Source organism: Microbacterium sp. 71-36 (assembly GCF_001898305.1).
Lineage (GTDB): Bacteria > Actinomycetota > Actinomycetes > Actinomycetales > Microbacteriaceae > Microbacterium.
Window position 1 is genome coordinate 899,166 of the sequence record NZ_MKTP01000001.1, and the last position, 18,545, is coordinate 917,710.

At 70.5% G+C, this 18,545-nt stretch carries 14 protein-coding genes; 4 read left to right on the top strand and 10 right to left on the bottom strand.

Translation table 11 applies throughout. The features are described 5' to 3' along the window. Positions 1 to 61: 61 nt before the first annotated feature. The 8 genes from BGO45_RS04480 to BGO45_RS04515 all read right to left on the bottom strand — a co-directional run bounded on the left by BGO45_RS04480 (position 62) and on the right by BGO45_RS04515 (position 12,317). Positions 62 to 3,496: an error-prone DNA polymerase gene (locus BGO45_RS04480; RefSeq protein ID WP_292691295.1), complete on the bottom strand. Its 3,435-nt coding sequence runs from the start codon at positions 3,494 to 3,496 to the stop codon at positions 62 to 64. 39 nt (positions 3,497 to 3,535) lie between these two features. Continuing rightward, a complete protein-coding gene (locus BGO45_RS04485; RefSeq protein WP_292692866.1) occupies positions 3,536 to 5,080 on the bottom strand; it encodes a DNA polymerase Y family protein in 1,545 nt (514 codons plus the stop codon). Further along, on the bottom strand, positions 5,080 to 5,811 hold the full coding sequence (locus BGO45_RS04490; RefSeq protein WP_292691296.1) for a hypothetical protein: 732 nt from the start codon (positions 5,809 to 5,811) through the stop codon (positions 5,080 to 5,082). The genes BGO45_RS04485 and BGO45_RS04490 overlap by 1 nt, the downstream gene beginning before the upstream one ends. An 84-nt stretch (positions 5,812 to 5,895) precedes the next feature. Further along, on the bottom strand, positions 5,896 to 6,453 hold the full coding sequence (locus BGO45_RS04495; RefSeq protein WP_292691297.1) for a cysteine hydrolase family protein: 558 nt from the start codon (positions 6,451 to 6,453) through the stop codon (positions 5,896 to 5,898). 69 nt (positions 6,454 to 6,522) lie between these two features. Beyond that, positions 6,523 to 7,020 carry an HNH endonuclease gene (locus BGO45_RS04500; RefSeq protein WP_076494077.1) on the bottom strand — a complete coding sequence of 166 codons (498 nt, stop codon included), beginning with the start codon at positions 7,018 to 7,020 and terminating at the stop codon, positions 6,523 to 6,525. Positions 7,021 to 7,361: 341 nt separating this feature from the next. Then, positions 7,362 to 8,153 carry a M23 family metallopeptidase gene (locus BGO45_RS04505; RefSeq protein WP_292691298.1) on the bottom strand — a complete coding sequence of 264 codons (792 nt, stop codon included), beginning with the start codon at positions 8,151 to 8,153 and terminating at the stop codon, positions 7,362 to 7,364. A 353-nt stretch (positions 8,154 to 8,506) separates the two neighbouring features. After that, positions 8,507 to 11,497, bottom strand: coding sequence for an S-layer homology domain-containing protein (locus BGO45_RS04510; protein ID WP_292691299.1), 2,991 nt, complete (start codon positions 11,495 to 11,497; stop codon positions 8,507 to 8,509). Between the two features lie 121 nt (positions 11,498 to 11,618). After that, positions 11,619 to 12,317 carry a metal-dependent transcriptional regulator gene (locus BGO45_RS04515; protein ID WP_292691300.1) on the bottom strand — a complete coding sequence of 233 codons (699 nt, stop codon included), beginning with the start codon at positions 12,315 to 12,317 and terminating at the stop codon, positions 11,619 to 11,621. Positions 12,318 to 12,413: 96 nt separating this feature from the next. Here BGO45_RS04515 and serC point away from each other — a divergent pair, with 96 nt between their 5' ends. Then, on the top strand, positions 12,414 to 13,535 hold the full coding sequence (gene serC / locus BGO45_RS04520) for a phosphoserine transaminase (RefSeq protein ID WP_292691301.1): 1,122 nt from the start codon (positions 12,414 to 12,416) through the stop codon (positions 13,533 to 13,535). A 144-nt stretch (positions 13,536 to 13,679) separates the two neighbouring features. Here the strand turns inward: serC and BGO45_RS04525 are convergent, their stop codons facing one another. Further along, on the bottom strand, positions 13,680 to 14,333 hold the full coding sequence (locus tag BGO45_RS04525; RefSeq protein WP_292691302.1) for a DUF3027 domain-containing protein: 654 nt from the start codon (positions 14,331 to 14,333) through the stop codon (positions 13,680 to 13,682). Next, the gene (locus BGO45_RS04530) at positions 14,317 to 14,700 is read right to left on the bottom strand and encodes a cold-shock protein (RefSeq protein ID WP_076494085.1); all 384 of its coding nucleotides are present in this window, start codon (positions 14,698 to 14,700) and stop codon (positions 14,317 to 14,319) included. Before BGO45_RS04530 ends, BGO45_RS04525 begins: the two co-directional genes overlap by 17 nt. 106 nt (positions 14,701 to 14,806) lie before the next feature. Here BGO45_RS04530 and BGO45_RS04535 point away from each other — a divergent pair, with 106 nt between their 5' ends. The 3 genes from BGO45_RS04535 to BGO45_RS04545 are packed head-to-tail and all read left to right on the top strand — an operon-like array spanning position 14,807 to position 18,496. Beyond that, on the top strand, positions 14,807 to 15,076 hold the full coding sequence (locus BGO45_RS04535) for a multidrug ABC transporter ATPase (RefSeq protein WP_076494086.1): 270 nt from the start codon (positions 14,807 to 14,809) through the stop codon (positions 15,074 to 15,076). 1 nt (position 15,077) lies between these two features. Next, the gene (locus BGO45_RS04540) at positions 15,078 to 16,799 is read left to right on the top strand and encodes a helicase-associated domain-containing protein (protein WP_292691303.1); all 1,722 of its coding nucleotides are present in this window, start codon (positions 15,078 to 15,080) and stop codon (positions 16,797 to 16,799) included. A gap of 47 nt (positions 16,800 to 16,846) precedes the next feature. Next, positions 16,847 to 18,496: a DNA repair helicase XPB gene (locus BGO45_RS04545; protein WP_292691304.1), complete on the top strand. Its 1,650-nt coding sequence runs from the start codon at positions 16,847 to 16,849 to the stop codon at positions 18,494 to 18,496. Positions 18,497 to 18,545: the final 49 nt, after the last annotated feature.

Consider the following 18,545-nt stretch of genomic DNA (forward strand, 5'->3'; position numbering starts at 1 on the left):
TCCCCCTGTGATGCATCGGCATGGCGTGCGTGTCCCCCGAGTCTAGTGAGGGCCCCCGCCGTCATCGGAAGTCCCGCGACGCGTGGGCCACCCCCACGCGGAGGTCGGTGAAGCCATCGGCGACCACGTTCGTGACCCCCTCGACCGACCTCTCGAGCATGCCCCGCACGATGAGCGCGGGCGATTCCCGCACGATCCGTCGATACCGGTTCCACACCCCCACCGAGCACACGATGTTCATGAGTCCGTGTTCGTCTTCGAGGTTGAGGAACGTGATCCCGGATGCCGTCGCCGGCCGTTGCCGATGCGTGACCAGGCCCGCCACCTCGACGCGACGATCGGTCTCGGCCGTGCGGAGCTCGCGCGAGGTGAGGACGCCGCGCGCATCGAGGGCGGAACGGAAGTGCGTGAGCGGATGGTCGTCGGTGGAGAGCCCGGTCGCCCACAGGTCGGCGGCGAGCACCTCGTAGCTCGACGGATCGGTGAACAGCGGAGGCTGCACGAAGGCCACCGAATCCGGCAGGAACTCGGGCCGGTCCTGCGCCGCCGACCCCGACAACCAGATCGCCTCGCGTCGCGAGTGCCCGAGGCACTCGAACGCCCCGGCCGTCGCGAGCGCCTCGAGCTGGGCGGTCACGAGCCCCGTGCGGCGCACCAGATCGCGCAGGTCGCGGTACGCACCGCCGCTCTCGCGTTCTGCGACGATGCGCTCGGCGACCTTCGCCCCGATCCCGGTGACCCCGGCGAGGCCCATCCGCACCGCGAACGCCCCGTCCCGCCGGTGCGCCTCGGTCTCGTCGGGAGCCGAGCGGTCGAAGTCCCCCGTCGGGGGCTGGTCGGCGCGCGCACATGCGTCGAGTCCGGTCGCGGGGCGGCGGCGGTCGGCATCCGGCATCCCGGTCTCGTCGTCGAGCGGCTCGAGCCCGGCCTCGACGCCCGATCTCAGCAGGTCGGGGCGGCGCACCCGCACCCCGTGGCGGCGGGCGTCGGCGGTCAGTGTCGCGGGCGAATAGAACCCCATCGGTTGCGCGCGCAGCAGCCCCGCGAGGAACGCCGCCGGATAGTGCAGCTTGATCCACGAGCTGGCGTAGACCAGCAGGGCGAACGAGAGCGAATGCGACTCGGCGAACCCGAAGTTCGCGAACGCCTGGATCTTCGCGTACAGCTCGTCGGCGACCGACCCTACGAGACCGTTCTCGGCCATACCGGCGTAGAGCTTCTCGCGCAGCGAATCGATGCGCTCGAGCCCGCGCTTCGACCCCATCGCGCGCCGGAGCAGGTCGGCGTCCTCGGCGGAGCAGTTGCCGACGGCGACGGCCATCTGCATGAGCTGCTCCTGGAACACCGGCACGCCCATGGTGCGTTCGAGGACCGGCCGCAGGTTCTCGTGCACGTAGGTGATCGGCTCCTGCCCGAGCTTCCGCCGCACGAACGGATGCACGGCACCCCCCTGGATGGGCCCCGGTCGGATCAGCGCGATCTGCACCACGAGGTCGTAGAAACGCCGGGGCTGCAGGCGCGGCAGCAATCCCATCTGTGCGCGGGACTCGACCTGGAACACCCCGATCGAGTCGGCGCGGCACAGCATGTCGTACACGGCCTTCTCTTCCTTCGGCAGCGTCGACAGCTCCCAGCTCTCGCCCGTGGCATCCCGGATCAGGTCGAAGCAGTACTGCAGCGCCGCGAGCATGCCGAGTCCCAGCAGGTCGAACTTCACCAACCCCATCCAGGCGGCATCGTCCTTGTCCCATTGGATCACCGTGCGGTTCTCCATGCGGGCGTGCTCGATCGGCACGACTTCCCCCACCGGCCGGTCGGTGAGCACCATGCCGCCGGAATGGATGCCGAGGTGCCGCGGCGCCTTGAGCAGCTCGGCCGCGAACTCGATGACCTCGTCGGGGATGTCGTGATCGGCGCCGCTCTCGAGCGTCGCTCCCCACCGCTCGACCTGCTTCGACCAGGCGTCCTGTTGGCCGGGCGAATGCCCCAGGGCGCGGGCCATGTCGCGGACGGCGTTCTTCGGACGGTACTGGATGACGTTCGCCACCTGCGCCGCCCGGTCGCGGCCGTAGGTCTCGTACACCCACTGGATGATCTCTTCGCGCCGGTCGGAGTCGAAGTCGACGTCGATGTCGGGTTCTTCGTCGCGCAGGCTCGACAGGAAGCGTTCGAACGGCAGCCGGTAGAAGATCGAGTCGACCGCGGTGATGTCGAGCAGGTAGCAGACGGCGCTGTTGGCCGCAGAACCCCGCCCCTGGCACAGGATGCCGCGCCGCCGCGCCTCGGCCACGATCCCGTGCACGATCAGGAAGTACCCCGGGAAGTCCTTCATCTCGATCACTTCGAGCTCGCGCTCGATGCGCCGCCGGTCGTCGGCCGAGAGGCGCGGGTACTTGCGGGGCACCGCCTCCCACACCAGGTGCCGCAGCCACGACATCGGCGTGTGCCCCTCGGGGACGGCCTGCTTCGGAAGAGCCGGCTTCGCCCGACGCAGGGGGAACGCGAGCTCGTCGGCGAGCGAGACGGTGCGCGCCACCGCTCCCGGGTAGCGGGCGAACCGCGCGGCCATCTCGGCTCCCGAGCGCAGGTGCGCACCGGCGTGCGCGGGCAGCCACCCGTCGAGTTCGTCGAGACTGCGGTTCGCGCGCACGGCGGCGACGGCCGCGGCCAGCAGCTCCTTCTTCGGGGCGGCGTAATGGACGTTGTTCGTGGCGAGAACGGCGAGCCCCCGCTCGGCCGCGAGCGCGGCGAGCAGGTCGTTGTGGGCCGAGTCGAGCGGACCGCCGTGGTCCATGAGTTCGACGTGCACGGCGGCGGGGCCGAACAGGTCGACCAGACGACCGAGTGCGCGGGCGGCTCCCGCCGGGCCCTCGGATGCCAAGCCCTGCCGCACCATCCCCTTCCGGCATCCGGTGAGGATCGCCCACTGCGGATCCGCGGGGCCGCCGGCACGTTCGGCCAGATCGGTGAGGTCGTATACCGGTCGGCCCTTCTCGCCGCCGGTGAGCTGCGCGTGAGTGATGGCCGCGGCGAGCCGGTGGTATCCCTCTTCGCCGCGGGCGAGGACGAGCAGGTGGGAACCGGCGGGGTCGGGCCGGCCGTTCTGGGGCCCCGGGAGCCCGAGCGAGAGCTCGGCACCGAAGACGGTGCGCACGGCACGGGCCTCCGCCGCTTCGGCGAATCGGACGATGCCGTAGAAACCGTCGTGGTCGGTGAGAGCGAGCGCGTGGAGACCCAGCTTCTCGGCCTCTTCGACGAGCTCTTCGGGTGACGACGCCCCGTCGAGGAAGGAGTACGACGAGTGCGCGTGCAGTTCGGCGTACGGGACGGCATCGGCGGGGCGCTCGATCGTCGGGGGAACGTAGGGGCCGCGCTTGTGCGACCAGGCGGGGCTGTCGCCGCCGTCCGCGTTCGGCGGCGCAGAGGCCGGCCGTCGCTCGCCGCTGAGCGCCCGCTCGAGCTCGGACCATTTCACCGGCGGATTGTGGAAGCCCATCAGCGCTCTCCCGTCCGCCGCGGGCGGGCCCGTCGGCGTTCAGTCATAACGCCCCTCCGCCCGCCATTCGCCGTCTTCGACGACGAGCAGCCATGCACCGCCGTCGGCGTCGACGACTTGGAACCGGTGGGCGTGCCGTCGCCGCAGCGGATCCCATCCGCGTTCACTGATCGGCCACGGCCCCGCCCACTCGCGGATCCGCACCCGGCGCCCGCCGGCCTCGAGGATCGCCGGCGGGGCACTCAGCGCATCGCGCTCCCCCACCGTGACCGACGCTCCCGCGATGTCGGTGACCTCGACGAGGCGCGGTTCGGGGTACACGGTCGCCGGCAGCGGGTCGGGAAGACTCCCCGGCCACGGCCGAGCACGGTCTTTCGCCGTGATCGCACGATCCCCCCAGGGCACCAGCACCTGCCGCTCGGCCAGCCAGCGTCCCCCGCCGATGACGGGGGTGACGACGGCGCGGTGACCGAGCATGGCCTGCACCCGCGAGAGGGCGTGGTGCACCCGCTCGTCGGGACCGGCGCCGAAGAGGCCCTTGGCGTGGTGCACCGCGTCGTCGACGGCCTCGGGCTCGATGGACACCCCGGCCACACCGCTGCCGAAGATGCCCCGGCCGTCTTCCGCGAGCTGCCAGCGCACGCGATCGACCACGCCGGCGGCGTCGAACGATCCGGGGTGCAGCCAGACGCGCTCGCTGCGCTCCCCGCGTTCACCCGAGAGCACCACGCGGAGCTCGGTGCACACGAGGTTCTGCTCCCCGAGGCGCGCGATGAACTCCTCGGCGGCGACGCGCATGCCGAAGGCGATCTGGTCGGCGAGTTCGAGCGGCGGCTCGAAGGCGACCTCGCGGTGCAGTTCGGGCGGAGGCGTGCGGGGCTGCACCGGCTGCGAGTCGCGCCCGGAGGCGAGGGCGTGCAGCCGCGCACCCCGCTCGGCGAAACGTTCGCGGACGCGTTCGACCGGCATCGCGGCGAACTCGCCCAGGGTGTGCACTCCGAGGCGCGCCAGCAGACTCGCGAGGTCGACGTCGTCGAGCGCGGTCACCGGGAGCGGGGCGAGGAACCCCGCGGCCTGCCCGCCGGGCACCACCCGGACGGGCTCGTCGGCTCGGGTGATGCGCGCGGCATGTTCGGCGGTGAAGACCCCGTCGGCCACGCTCGCCCGCGCGTCGGCGAACCCTTCGGATGCCAGGAGTCGCACGAGCATGCGCGCCGCCTCTTCTTCGCCTCCGTAGTAGCGTGCCGGCCCGCGCGCGCGGAGGGCGCAGAGTCCGGGGCGCACGATCTGCACCCCCGGGGCGTGCTCCTCCACGAGGGCCACCACGGGAGCGAACACTCGTGCGTCACGTACGGGGTCGGCCGCGACGACGAGGACGGACGGGCACAAGGCTTGAGCGTCACGGCGCCGCTGACCTCTGCGCACGCCCTGGGCACGGGCCGCGGCGGAGCAGGCCACGACGGTGTTGTTCTCGAACACCGCGAGAGGGGCGTCGGCCCGCGGCGGTCGGACGGCCTCGCGGCGATACGCCACGACCGGCCAGTCGGGGAGCCACAGCACCAGGCTGCGGGTGGGCTCGCGCATCATCCCGCGACCCTCTGCGGCCGGTATTCGGTGCGCTCGCGTGGGACGAGCCTCTCGGCCGGGGCACCGAGCAGTTCGATCGATCCATCGGCGGCGGGGAGCAGCATGCGGGCCCGACGTGCCGTGGGGGTGCGCTTGCTGCTGACCGACACGGTCAGCTCGCGTCCCGCGAGGTAGCCGTGCCCCTGCCCGAGCCCCGCCCACCGCGGATCGGCGACATCGATCACCGCCTCCGCCTGCGGCCAGGGGCCTTGCACCAGCAGGACGGTGCCCCGATCGCGGAGCCGCGCCGCGAGACGGGTGGCTTCGGCTCCGGCACGGGCGGTGTTCGCTCCGACCGGAGGCCGCACCGCCACGACGGGCAGCACCTCGGCGATCGTGGCCGTCACCGCCAACCAGCGCGGCCCCGGGTCGGGGATGAACACCAGCCGGTCGAGATCGAGGCCGTACTTCTCGGCCGCCTCCGCCCCCAGTTCGGGCATGCCGACGACACCGCACCACGCGCCGTCTTGCGACGGACGGGCCATGAGCGCCAACAGCAACGACATCGATCGCGCGATCGCGTACGCCGACCCCGACCGCAACCCCCCACCGGGAAGGAGCGACGTGAAGGCGGGATGCGTCGGCAGCACCGGTGCGTCCATGCGACGCCCCTGCATCCGCTCGAGGCGATCTCGGAGCGCGTGGATGTCGGGAACGGCCTCCGCCTGGTCTCGCACGATCGCCCTCACTCCCACAGGTTAGAACATGCGTTCTACACTCTCAATCCCTGTGATTCGAAGATACGATCACCCTCCGACATCGTCCCCGGAGGCTCAGACCAGGTCGGCGGTCCGCGCGATCCGGGCGAATCCGCCCTGCTGCAGCACCAGCGCGGTGTCCGCCATCAGCTCCCCCGCCGTGCGTGTCACCGTCCCCAACCCCGGCACCTCGGCGGACAGATCGAAGGTGCGCGTGGCATCCAGCACGACCGTCACGTCGTAGCCGAGGTTCCCGCCCATCCGTGCGGTCGTCTCCACGCACATGTTCGTCTGGATGCCGCAGATCACGAGCTCCCGGATGCCACGCTCCCCCAGCCACGCGTGCAGGTCGGGGTCGCCGTAGAACGCCGAATTGACGTCCTTGGTGATGAGGAGTGCCGGCTCGACCGCGGCGACCACATCGACGAGGGCGTTCCCCGGCGACGCGGGGTGCAGCGGCGACCCCTCCGAACGCGAGTCGTGGCGCACGACGACGACGGGCTCCCCGTCGGCCGCCCACCGATCCACGAGCGCACCGACGTGGGCCTCGCAGTCCGGATTGGCCGTCGGACCCCAGAATCCGAGGTCGTCGAAACCACGCTGCATGTCGATCACGAGGAGAGCACGAGTCATGGCTCCATCACACCACCGACCGGGATGCCGCGGGCGGAACGGTGCGGACGACCTGCGTCAGGACCGCCGTCACGCGGCGAGCGCGAGATAGGGCTCCCACCGGGGATCCGACTTGTCGACACCGCGCACCGTCCACGACGACCCGTGCGGAGGCCCGGGGATCAGACGCAGTTCCCACATCATCTCCTGGGGCGTGCGATCGCCCTTCACGTTGTTGCACCGCAGGCAGCAGGCCACGAGGTTCTCCCAGGTGTCCTTTCCACCGCGCGAGCGGGGAAGCACGTGGTCGATGGTCGACGCGGCCTTCCCGCAGTAACCGCAACGGTGCCCGTCACGACGCAGCACCCCCCGCCGGGTCACCGGAACGCGGCGGGCGCCCGGGACGCGCACATAGCGCGTGAGGATGATCACCGCGGGGCGATCGTACGTGCCGGCCGCCGCCCAGACGGGATCACCGTCCACGCGTTCGACGACGGTGGCCTTCTCGTTCATCACGAGCACCAGGGCCCGCTTGAACGACACGACGGCGAGCGGCTCATAGCCCGCGTTCAGCACCAGTGTGCGCATTCCGTTTCCTCTCGAATGGCCGAGACGGCTTCTCGGATGTTCGACTCGCGACAGGGGAAGAGGCGCAGGGGCATGAAAAAAGGCGCTGTCTAAGCAGACAGCGCCCTGGAAGTCGCGGTGAGCCCGCGGCATCCGCTCACACGATGCCGAAGGACGAGCAGCCCGAGCGCATCCATGGTGCGGATGCGAGGCATGGTGTCCATCAGCGTTCCCTTCGGTTCTCCCGACGTCGCGAACAGGCTAACCCACCGCGACACGCCCGGGGTCCGCTCCACAGGGAAACGACAGACGGCGTGTCGGAGAACGATCGTCTCCGGCACGCCGTCTGAGGAGATCGGCGATCAGCTCGCGTTCTGCTGGAGCCAGGCGTACGGGTCGACCACGGAACCGTTGATGTGCACCTCGAAGTGCAGGTGGTTGGCGGTCGAGCTGCCGGTCGAACCGACGAGGCCGATGAGCTGGCCCGCGGCGACGGTCTGACCCGCCTGGACCTGCCGGCTGCCGTAGGTCATGTGACCGTAGGTCGTGGACACCTTCTGGCCGTTGATGACGTGCTCGATCACGATGCCGACGCCGTAACCGCCGTAGCTCTCGGACGACACGCTCACGACGCCCGCAGCGGCGGCGAAGATCGGCTGCCCCTGGGGGGCGAGGAGGTCGACGCCCTGGTGGTAGCCGGAGTCCCACAGGCCGCGGCCCAGGACGTAGTTCGTGATCGGCCAGCGCACCTCACCCGAACCGGGCGCCGTCATGTTGAGGTTGATCGAGGAGACGGCGACGTTCGCGCTGGCGGCGAGCTGTCGAGCACGTTCGGCGGCGGCCGCGGCGGCGGCCTCCTGATCCTTCTTCTTCTGGATCTCTTCGGCCGTGGTGGCCGAGTAGCTGCTGCGGTCCAGGGTCTCGGCGTTCGCGTTCGATGCGACGACGAGGGACTGGTTGTCGGCAGCCGACATCTCCTGCAGCGTCATCGTCTCGGCGGCCGGGATCGACGCCGCGTACGCGGGGATCGCGACGGTCGCGACGAGGCCGGCGACCATCGACAGGATCACGGCACTGCGCAGCGGCTTCTTCCCTCGCCGGAACGACGAGGAGCGAGGAGTGGGCGCGGGACGGGCCACGGCCGAGGAGACCACGGCGGGCGTCTGCGGGGTGCGGCGAGCGGGTCGGGCGACCGCGGCACGCGCGCTCTTTCGAGTCTGACCCGTCGCAGGGACCTCGGGCAGGTCCGCAACGGGATCGGTGTGTTCAGCCAAATTTCCTCCGGCGCCTCTGCGTTGTCACGCTGGCTCGTCAGCACTCGATCTGGGGGCACGATGTGCGGGCTTCACCCTCTGCGGACGACGAGCCGGTGAGGCAAACCGCGAGGGGTCCGACGGCGGGCTTCTCGCCTGTGGACCCTCAGAGGCTACCCGAAGATAACGAAACTGTCACGCCTAGCGCCCAACCGAGATCCCTTCAGCCTCGCGGCGCATCCGTGCCGACCGCATCATCCGAGATCGAAGATCACCTCCCTGGCCCATGGCGCGATGAGGCCGGCACCTATTCCCAGTTCGCCGACGGAGTTCGACCCCCATGCCCACAGCCTTCCGTCCGACGCCAATGCATAGGCACTGCTGCCGTTGGTCGCCACCGACTGGATGCGCTCCAGCCATCGAACCTGGACGGGGGTGTACGAGGTGATGTACGAGCCATTTCCGAGCTGACCGTCTCCGTTGTACCCCCAGGACCACAGGGTGCCGTCATTCTTCACAGCGTATCCGGCGGCGATGGCTCGAATGTCGGTCAGATAGCTCACCTTGACCGGGACCGCCGAAGGAGTGGAGGTGTCGTTCCCGAATCGTCCGTAATAGTTCGTTCCCCACGCCCACACGTCTCCACCGTTGGTGAGAGCGAAAGCGGTACCGCCGCCTGCAGCGATGTCCCGGATGTTCTCGAGGCCCGGAATCTGTCTGGGGACGAGCGAGTCCTCGCCTGTCCCGTCGCCCAGTTCGTATCCCGCGTTGGAGCCCCACGCCCAGACCGTGCCGTCGTCCCTCAGCGCGAGCGCAGCATTGTTGTTCTCGATGACGCGACGTACTCGCGTGAGCCCGACGACAGGGACGGGCGTGGACGAACTCGCGGTGGTGCCTGTGCCGAGCTCGCCGTTCTCGTTGTATCCCCACGCCACGACCGTTCCGTCGCGCTTGATCGCGTATCCGCGGAGGTACCCGGCCGAGATTGCGGTGACGTCGGACAGTCCGGGCAGGCGCGCCGGGGTCAGCGAGTTCGTCGTCGTACCGTTGCCCAGCTCTCCGAAACGATTGCTCCCCCAGCTCCAGACTGAACCGCTCTCATCGAGCGCGTACGCACTCGCACTCGCAGAGAGAGCCACCACTCGAGGCAACCCTGTGATCCGCGCTGGGTATGAAGAGTCCGTGGTGGTGCCGTTACCCAACCGCCCGTCGACGTTCCACCCCCAGCTCCACGCAGATCCATCGCTGCGGACGAGGAAGGCGCTGCTTCCTCCCGCTGCGATGGCGGCGTTGGTCGGCGGCGAGACCGACGGGCTCGGAGAAGCGCTGGACGATGGAGTCCCCGTGGGAGTCGGTGTCGGCGTCGGTGTCGGCGTCGGTCCGCCGGGCGTCGTCACGGCGGTGCCCTTGCACGGATCGGTCGCATAGAGCGGCCACGCTTTGGATGCCGACTTGTTCCACTCCGCAAGCGAGAACCCGAAGACCTTGATGCCCGCGGTCACGCCGACCCGGGTGTCGATCCCCAGCTCGCCCGGACACGTCCAGGTCGCCGTCCCGCCCGAGGCGGTGACGTTGATGGATGCCGTGGCGTAGGGACCCGCACCGAAGGTGACGCCGGCGATGCCGTAGAGCTTCACCGTGGCATCCAGGTCGAGCGAGGCCTTCGCCGTGAGCGACGCGCTCGCTTTCACGGTCGCCTTCGGGTCGCTGATCTTCGGCTTGGTGTCGATGAGCGAGAACCGGCCATCGTCATAGGAGAACCCGTGGTCGGAGGAGACCGTGCTGGTCGTGACGTAGGAGATCTCGGCTTCACCGCCCACCGTCACCCCTCCCGACACGGTGATCCCGGTGGTCACGACGACCGGAACCGGACCGACGGCGAACGTGAAGACCGAATCCAACTGCCCCAGGGTCGCCGACAGCTTCCCGTCCAACGCGCCGTGGACGTCGAGCGAATGCCGGGCCGTCACCGACGGGGTCACGACGACCGACACCTGCTTCACTCCCGTCAGCCCGATGTCGAGCCCGAGCTTCGCCTTCGCCGCTGCCGTGATCTTCGACTCGACCGTGAGCGACCCGCTGCCCTTGAGCGCGCCGGTCGTCGTGGACGCCGTGCCCTTCACGGTCTTCTTCCAGACGAACGACTTCGAGAACAGGGAGGCATCCGCACTCGCGCGGGCGGCCGATCGCGCAGCCCCCGACGTCGTGGCATCGGTCACGTCCGCGGCGGGAACGAAGCTCGACGATACGGGCACCGCGGGGATCTCCACCGCCCCGTCGGTGGTGACCACCGCGTCCGCGAGGGTTGCGGGCGACGTGGACACCACGGTCGCGGCGCCGTCGGAGCGAGCCACCCGGTCCACGCGGACCAGCAGACCTTCGGGAGTGGACGGCGTGATGCCCGCCGCCAGAACGTCCCCCGGATGGATCCCCGTGGATTCGTCCGCCGGAATCGACACCGTCGATCCACGGACTTCGACGCCGGCGAGCGCCGATTCGTCGAGCACCTCCACCGCGGGCGACACCGTGACTGTCCCGGCTCCCGGATCCGTCTCGTCCACTGGTGCGACCGGAGCGGCGAAGCGGTAGAGGAACGCCGCCATGGCGTCGCGCGAGATCGGGAGGAACGGACGGAACTCCTGACCGGAGGTCGTCGTCCACCCGCTGCTCACACCGGTCGAGGCGAGCCAGGTGATCTCGCGGAAGAAGGCGTCCGTCTTCTGCACGTCGACGAACGGCGAATCCCCCGGCGGGGCGAAGTCCGGCGAGTGGTCGAAGCGATAGAGGAACGCCGCCATCGCATCGCGGGTGATCGGCTCGTAGGGACGGAACACCTTCCTCCCGCCACCGGCATCCCACCCGGTCGAGATGCCCTGGTCCGCCAGCCAGGAGATCTCCTTGGAGAAGGCGCTCGACGCGGGGACGTCGCTGAACTTCGGCGCCTCCGGCGTGTAGTCCGGCGATCCGGCACTCCGATAGAGGAACGCGGCCATCGCGTCACGGGTGATGGAGGCGAACGGCCGATACTCACGGCCGGCCGGGATCGGCCATCCTGTCGTCACGCCCGTCGAGGCGAGCCAGGAGATTTCGCGGGAGAAGGATGCCGACTCCGGGACGTCCTGGAAGACGATCCGGGTCTCGACGTCGGTCTGCGCGGCCACGGCAGGAGCGGGCGCGAGCCACCCGGCGACGCCTGTCGCCGCGACCGTGAGCGCAACGACCAAGGACTTCAGTGCACGACGCATGGCGCTCCCCCAGGCAGCACCTGATGCCCCCGCGGCCGGTCCCTGCGGCGCTCAGCCTATCCGGCTCGACGGCGGTGGGTCGACGCCGGGATTCCACCCGCCGGCGGCGCGACGTGGGCGATCAGACCTCGTCGACGAGGAAGATGTGCGAGGCGACCTCGACGGGAAGCTCGAGCCCTTCCTCGACGCCGTCCATCTCGACGAGCACGTACCCCTCGTTGAAGCGGTAGCTTCCCCGCGCGCCGGGCAGCACTCCCGCGGCCTTGAGCTGCTGGAGGAGTTCCGGGTCGACCTGCGCCGGCTCTGCGAGACGTCGGACGGTACCGGTGATCGGCTCACCGGCATCCGTCAGCTTGCGCACGAGGCCCACGACGCCCTCTTCGAAAGTCGCACCCGCCACGTCTCCCAGTTGGTCGAGGCCGGGGATGGGGTTGCCGTAGGGGGACTCGGTGGGGTGGCCGAGCAGCTCGACGAGTCGGCGCTCGACCTGCTCGCTCATGACGTGCTCCCAGCGGCAGGCCTCGTCGTGCACGTAGGCCCAGTCGAGGCCGATGACATCGCTCAACAGGCGCTCGGCGAGACGGTGCTTGCGCATGACGTCGACGGCCTTCTGACGACCGTCGCCCGTCAGCTCGAGCCGGCGGTCTTCGGACACCACGACGAGGCCGTCGCGCTCCATGCGCCCCACGGTCTGCGAGACGGTGGGTCCGGAGTGTCCGAGCCGTTCGGAGATGCGCGCGCGCAGCGGGACGATGTTCTCTTCCTCGAGCTCGAGGATCGTGCGCAGGTACATCTCGGTGGTGTCGATGAGATCGGTCATTCAGCAGTCCTCGTGCGTCGTAGCGGTGTTCCCAGCCTATCGACCCCCTCCGACACACGCGCCGGGAGCGACTGAGCCCCGCCCTAGAATCGACCCATGCCGCACGTGGACCTTCCCACCGACCTCCTGCCCGCCGACGGCCGCTTCGGGTGCGGCCCCTCGAAGGTGCGCGGTGCGCAGCTCGAAGCGCTCGTCACCCGCGGGGCCACCATCCTCGGAACCTCGCACCGCCAGGCTCCCGTGAAGAACCTCGTGGCCAGCACGCGCGAGCGACTCGCCGAGCTGTTCCGCGTGCCGGAGGGATACGAGATCATCCTCGGCAACGGCGGATCGACCGCGTTCTGGGATGCCGCCGCCTTCGGTCTCATCGAGAACCGCAGCCAGAACCTCGTGTCGGGCGAATTCGGCGGCAAGTTCGCCGCCGCGGCCGCGGCTCCCTGGTTGCAGGCCCCCGACGTGCGACGCGCCGAACCCGGCACCCGCGCCGCCTTCGAAGCCGTCGAGGGCGTCGACGTCTACGCGTGGCCGCACAACGAGACCTCCACGGGCGTGGCCGCCCCCATCACCCGTGTGCACGGGGATGCCGGGGCCCTCACCGTCATCGACGCCACCAGCGCGGCCGGCGGGATCGACTTCGACGTCACCGAGGCCGACGTCTATTACTTCGCCCCGCAGAAGAACCTCGGCTCGGACGGCGGCCTCTGGTACGCCGCCGTCTCACCGGCGGCGATCGAGCGGATCGAGCGGATCGCGGCGTCGGATCGGTACATCCCCGAGTTCCTGAGCCTCAAGAACGCGGTCGACAACTCCCGGTTGCAGCAGACCCTCAACACCCCGGCGCTGGCCACGCTCCTGCTCCTGGACGAGCAGCTCGGCTGGATCCTCGAGAACGGCGGCCTGTCGTGGGCCGCCGCACGCACGGCGGAGTCGTCGTCCGCCCTGTACACGTGGGCCGAGGCGAGCGACGTCGCGACGCCGTTCGTCGCGGATCCCGCCGATCGCTCGCCCGTCGTCGTGACGATCGACTTCGACGAGTCGATCGACGCCGCCGCGATCGCGAAGAGCCTGCGCGCGAACGGGATCGTCGACACCGAGCCCTACCGCAAGCTCGGTCGCAACCAGCTCCGCATCGCGACGTTCGTCTCGATCGAGCCCGAGGACGTGCGGCGTCTCATCGGCGCGATCGACTACACGATCGAACACCTTCCCGGGGCCTGAGCCCTTCTCGACCGAAGCCGTCCCGACTCGCGCGGGGCGGCTTCCGTCGTTCGAGGGCCACCTCCGGAGCGACCCGAGCCGCGCGAAGCACGGCGCGGTCCCCCGCGGCCGCCTCGACCAGGGAATGTCCGGGCGGACGTCGCGTCAGTAGCTGCGTTCGCGCTCGTCGTCGAAGTCGTCGTCCGCGTCGGGGTCGTCGTCCTCGGAGTCGTCGGCCTCGTCGAGATCGTCGTCCTCAGAGTCGTCGTACTCGGCTGCGTCGTCCGTGGCGTCGGCCGAGTCGTCCAGTTCATCGATGTCGACGCCGTCGAGGTCGCCCGCGTGCAGCCGCGCCTTCGGCTGGTCGTCGTCGTCGTCGGCGTCGTCCTCGTCGTCGTCGGTATCAGCGTCGTCGTCGAGGTCGGTGTCGTCGTCGAGGTCCGCGTCGTCGTCGAGGTCGTCGTCGGACTCGTCGCCCGCCGCCGCCGCCGCGGCCTGGGCGGCCTGGTACTCGGCCAGACGCTGGGCCCACGGCACCCAGTCGGGCGCCAGCAGCGCGCCGTCGCCGGGCAGGAGCTCGGCCTCGAGCACGGTCGGCTCGGAGTCCTCGACGAGGGCGACCGTCACCGTCCAGTACCACCCGGGGTAGCCGGCGAGACGCGTGTGGAACCGGAGCGAGACGACGTCGTCGGCTTCGACGACATGACCCGCAGCCGGTCCGACGGTCTCCGCCGGGGTGATCTCGTGGAGCGCCGCGAGCGCGAGGTCGTGCGCGTGGAGGAGCCGTTCGTCGGCGACGGGCTCAGGCTTCGAAGTCATCGGCGACCTTGCGCAGGACCGCGGCGATCTTCTTCGCGTGCGCACCGCTGGGGTAGCGTCCGCGGCGCAGGTCGCCGCCGATGCCGTCGAGGAGCTTCACGAGGTCTTCGACGATGATCGCCATGTCGTCGGCGGGCTTGCGCGACCGCTTGGCCATGCTGACGGGCGCTTCGAGCACCCGCACGGAGAGGGCCTGCAGGCCGCGCTTGCCATCGGCGACACCGAACTCCAGACGCGTGCCGGCCTTGGGCCCGGGGGTCCCGGCGGGCAGGGCGGTGGCGTGCAGGAACACGTCCTGGCCGTCATCGGTGGTGATGAAGCCGAAGCCCTTCTCGTCGTCGTAGAACCTGACCTTGCCGGTGGGCATGGACACCTCGCTGAATATGTGCGCGATCGCGCGGCGGAACGCGGGACCCGATCGGATCCCGGCCCCCCAGCCTACGGCACGCCCGCCAGGCAGTAGGCTGACGACGATGAGCACGCGCACCCCCGACGGCGACGTCCCGATCCGTCGTATCGACCGGATCCTGGCCTTCATGTCCCTGGGTCTGGGGATCCTGTCGATCGTGTGCTTCTTCACGGTCATCCTCGCGCGACCCGCGGGCGTGACGAACTTCGGCGAGGGCATCTGGCCCACGGTCGTGGTGCTGCCCCTGATCGCCCTTCCGATCGCCTTTCTCATGATGATGGCCGTGCTCATCATGAGCTTCGTGCGAAGGGCACGCGCCAACAGAGGACGCTGACGTGCCCGAGACCTCCGACCAACGCGCACTGGCGGTCTCGCTGAGCGCGATCGGCGACGAGGCCCTCGCCCACCTCCTCGCCGAACGCCACGTGTCGGCGTCCGCCACCTGGCGAGACATGTTCGATGCCGCCGACGCGCTGCTCGACCCCGCCTCCGTCGCGCGCGCGCTGCCCGCGCTCGATCGCGCCGAAGCCGAGGCGCTCGTCGCGGCGGCGGCGGACGGCATCCCGGCGACCGGCGAGATCGCGCGCGCGCTGCACGATCGCGCCCTGGTCGATGACGACGGCCGCGCGTACGCCGCGGTCGCCGCCGCGGTTCTCGATGCGGCGCCCGAGGGCCTGCCCCAGCCGACGGCGGACGCCGTGGCGGAGGTGTCGGACGACGCGGCAGCCGCGGAGGCGGCGTTCACCAACGCCGCGGCGCTGGCCGACGTCCTTCTGCTCACCCTCGAATCCCCCCTCGGTCGGATCGGGTCCGGATCACTGGGAGCGAGCGAACGCCGGCGCCTCGTCGACGCGGGCGCGGCCCCCTCCCTGGAAGAGGCCGATCTGCTGGTAGGGCTCGCGGCCCGAACCGGGCTGCTGGGGACGAACGGCCGCGCCTGGCTCGTGACCACGGCCGGACGCGCCTGGCTGCGCCTGCCCACGCTCGAGCGGTGGGCGTCGACCGCGCGGGCGCTCCGCGACGCACTCCCCCGCGCCTACCGCACACCCTCGGGCGGATGGATGCCGCAGCCCACCTGGGCCGGAGCCACTCCGTTCGACCCGGCCGGCCCCGAGCGTGCCGCGCGATGGACGCTCCGCCTGCGGGCCTGGGGGCTGCTCGACGCTCGCGGCGCGGTGCCCCCGTGGGGCCGGGGTCTGGCCGAGGGCACCGACGTGGACACCTCCGCGCTGCGCGATCTGCTGCCGCCCGAGGTCGACAAGGTGTACCTGCAGAACGACCTCACCGCGATCGCGCCCGGTCCTCTCGCCCCGCACCTCGACGTGCGGCTGCGCGGGATGGCGGCACGAGAATCGCGCGCGCAGGCGTCGAGCTACCGGTTCAGCGCGGCGACGATCGGCGCGGCCATCACCGCCGGAGAGACGGCCGACAGCCTGCGCGACTTCCTGACCGGAATCTCGCTCACCGGTCTCCCCCAACCGCTGGCCTACGTCATCGAGCGCACCTCGGCGGAGCACGGGCGCGTCCGCGTCACCGCCGACATGGCATCCGGTCTCACCACCGTCCGCACCGACGACGAGACATTGCTGCGCGCGATGGAGGTCGACACCTCACTGCGCTCGGTGGCGCTCAGCCGCTCGGGCGACGAGCTCATCACGCACGTGGCGGCCGACGTCGTCTTCTGGGCCCTGAGCGACGCCCGGTACCCGACGGTCGCGGTCGACGAGGACGGGCGCCCGCGCGCGGTCGACAGGGCGAAGCTCGCGGCGACCGAGACGCCCGACGACCCGTCCGACCTCTACGCCCCGCTGATCGCACGCCTGCGCGCCGGGGGCGAGGACTCGGATGCCGCCTGGCTCGAGCGCGAGCTCGACCAGGCCGTGCGCGCCCGCGCCGTCGTCGACGTCACGGTGCGGCTGCCGGACGGGTCAGCCCGTGTGTTCCGGCTCGAAGCGACCGGGCTGGGTGGCGGACGCCTGCGCGGGCGCGATCGCGCCGCGGACGTCGAACGCACGTTGCCGCTGTCGCACATCGACGCGGTCAGCCCCGTCCCCTGAGCGCCGACGGCGACGCCCGGTCCGACGCACCGGTAGAATCGAACGCTATGGCTGACGGTCCCCTCATCGTCCAGAGCGACCGCACGGTGCTCCTCGAGGTCGCGCACTCCGATGCGGAGACCGCGCGACACGAGCTCGCGGTCTTCGCCGAGCTCGAGCGCGCACCGGAGCACATCCACACCTACCGCATCACGCGGCTCGGGCTGTGGAACGCCCGCGCGGCCGGGCACGACGCCGACGCGATGCTGCAGACGCTGGACCGGTGGTCGCGCTTCCCGGTCCCCGCGTCGGTGAGCACCGACATCCGCGAGACCGTGGGGCGCTACGGCCGCCTGGTGATCGAGCGCGACGAAGAGGGGGCGCTGGTGCTGCGCTCGACGGATCCCGCCGTGCTCGGTGAAGTGTCGCGCAACAAGAGGATCTCTCCGCTGCTCATCGGCCACCCCACTCCCGACAGCTACACCGTCGACGCGTGGGCCCGCGGGCACATCAAGCAGGAGCTGTTGAAGATCGGCTGGCCGGCGGAAGATCTCGCGGGCTACACGCCCGGGACGCCGCACCCGATCGACCTCGCCGAGGACGGGTGGAAGCTGCGCCCCTACCAGCGGCAGGCGGTCGAGTCGTTCTCCGAGGGAGGCTCCGGCGTCGTGGTGCTCCCCTGCGGCGCGGGCAAGACCCTCGTCGGCGCGGGCGCGATGGCCGAGACCCGGACGACGACGCTGATCCTCGTGACCAACACCGTCAGCGCGCGCCAGTGGCGCGACGAACTGCTCCGGCGCACGAGCCTGACCCCCGAGGAGATCGGCGAGTACTCCGGCCAGTCGAAGGAGATCAAGCCGGTCACGATCGCGACCTACCAGATCCTCACGGCCAAGCGCGGCGGGAAGTACGCTCACCTGGCCCTTCTCGACGCGCTCGACTGGGGACTCGTCCTCTACGACGAGGTGCACCTGCTGCCCGCGCCGGTGTTCAAGCTCACCGCCGATCTGCAGGCCCGCCGCCGCCTGGGACTCACCGCGACCCTCGTGCGCGAGGACGGACGCGAGGGCGACGTCTTCAGTCTCATCGGGCCCAAGCGTTTCGACGCGCCGTGGAAGGAGATCGAGGCCCAGGGCTTCATCTCCCCCGCCGCCTGCTACGAGGTGCGCATCGACCTGCCCGCCGATGAGCGGCTCGAGTACGCCGCGGCGGCCGACGAGGATCGGTACCGCCTCGCCGCCACCGCGCCGGCGAAGATCGACGTCGTCCGGCGCCTGGTCGATCGGCATCCGGGCGAGCGCGTCCTCGTGATCGGACAGTATCTGGACCAGATCGACGAGCTCTCCGACGCCCTCGACGCCCCGAAGATCACGGGCGCCACGCCGGTCGCCGAGCGCGAAGAGCTGTTCCAGGCCTTCCGCGAGGGGGCGATCTCGCTGCTCGTCGTCTCCAAGGTCGCGAACTTCTCGGTCGACCTTCCCGAGGCATCCGTCGCCGTGCAGGTGTCGGGCTCGTTCGGGTCGCGACAAGAGGAGGCGCAACGCCTCGGACGCCTGCTGCGTCCGAAGCAGTCGGGTCACACGGCGAGCTTCTACACGCTCATCGCGCGCGACACGGTGGATCAGGACTTCGCCCAGAACCGCCAGCGTTTCCTTGCCGAACAGGGCTACGCCTACACGATCCTGGATGCCGAGGGGATCACCGCCGAGGCCGCCTGAGCTCTACCAGCACTCGGCGTTTCTCGCGATATCCAGCGGTTCCTTGAGT

Coding starts and splice junctions, on each gene's coding strand:
- BGO45_RS04535 (WP_076494086.1), top strand. CDS start 14,807: ATGAGCACGCGCACCCCCGACGGCGACGTCCCGATCCGTCGTATCGAC.
- serC (WP_292691301.1), top strand. CDS start 12,414: ATGCCGCACGTGGACCTTCCCACCGACCTCCTGCCCGCCGACGGCCGC.
- BGO45_RS04515 (WP_292691300.1), bottom strand. CDS start 12,317: ATGACCGATCTCATCGACACCACCGAGATGTACCTGCGCACGATCCTC.
- BGO45_RS04485 (WP_292692866.1), bottom strand. CDS start 5,080: ATGCGCGAGCCCACCCGCAGCCTGGTGCTGTGGCTCCCCGACTGGCCG.
- BGO45_RS04525 (WP_292691302.1), bottom strand. CDS start 14,333: ATGACTTCGAAGCCTGAGCCCGTCGCCGACGAACGGCTCCTCCACGCG.
- BGO45_RS04480 (WP_292691295.1), bottom strand. CDS start 3,496: ATGGGCTTCCACAATCCGCCGGTGAAATGGTCCGAGCTCGAGCGGGCG.
- BGO45_RS04510 (WP_292691299.1), bottom strand. CDS start 11,497: ATGCGTCGTGCACTGAAGTCCTTGGTCGTTGCGCTCACGGTCGCGGCG.
- BGO45_RS04530 (WP_076494085.1), bottom strand. CDS start 14,700: ATGCCCACCGGCAAGGTCAGGTTCTACGACGACGAGAAGGGCTTCGGC.
- BGO45_RS04500 (WP_076494077.1), bottom strand. CDS start 7,020: ATGCGCACACTGGTGCTGAACGCGGGCTATGAGCCGCTCGCCGTCGTG.
- BGO45_RS04495 (WP_292691297.1), bottom strand. CDS start 6,453: ATGACTCGTGCTCTCCTCGTGATCGACATGCAGCGTGGTTTCGACGAC.
- BGO45_RS04545 (WP_292691304.1), top strand. CDS start 16,847: ATGGCTGACGGTCCCCTCATCGTCCAGAGCGACCGCACGGTGCTCCTC.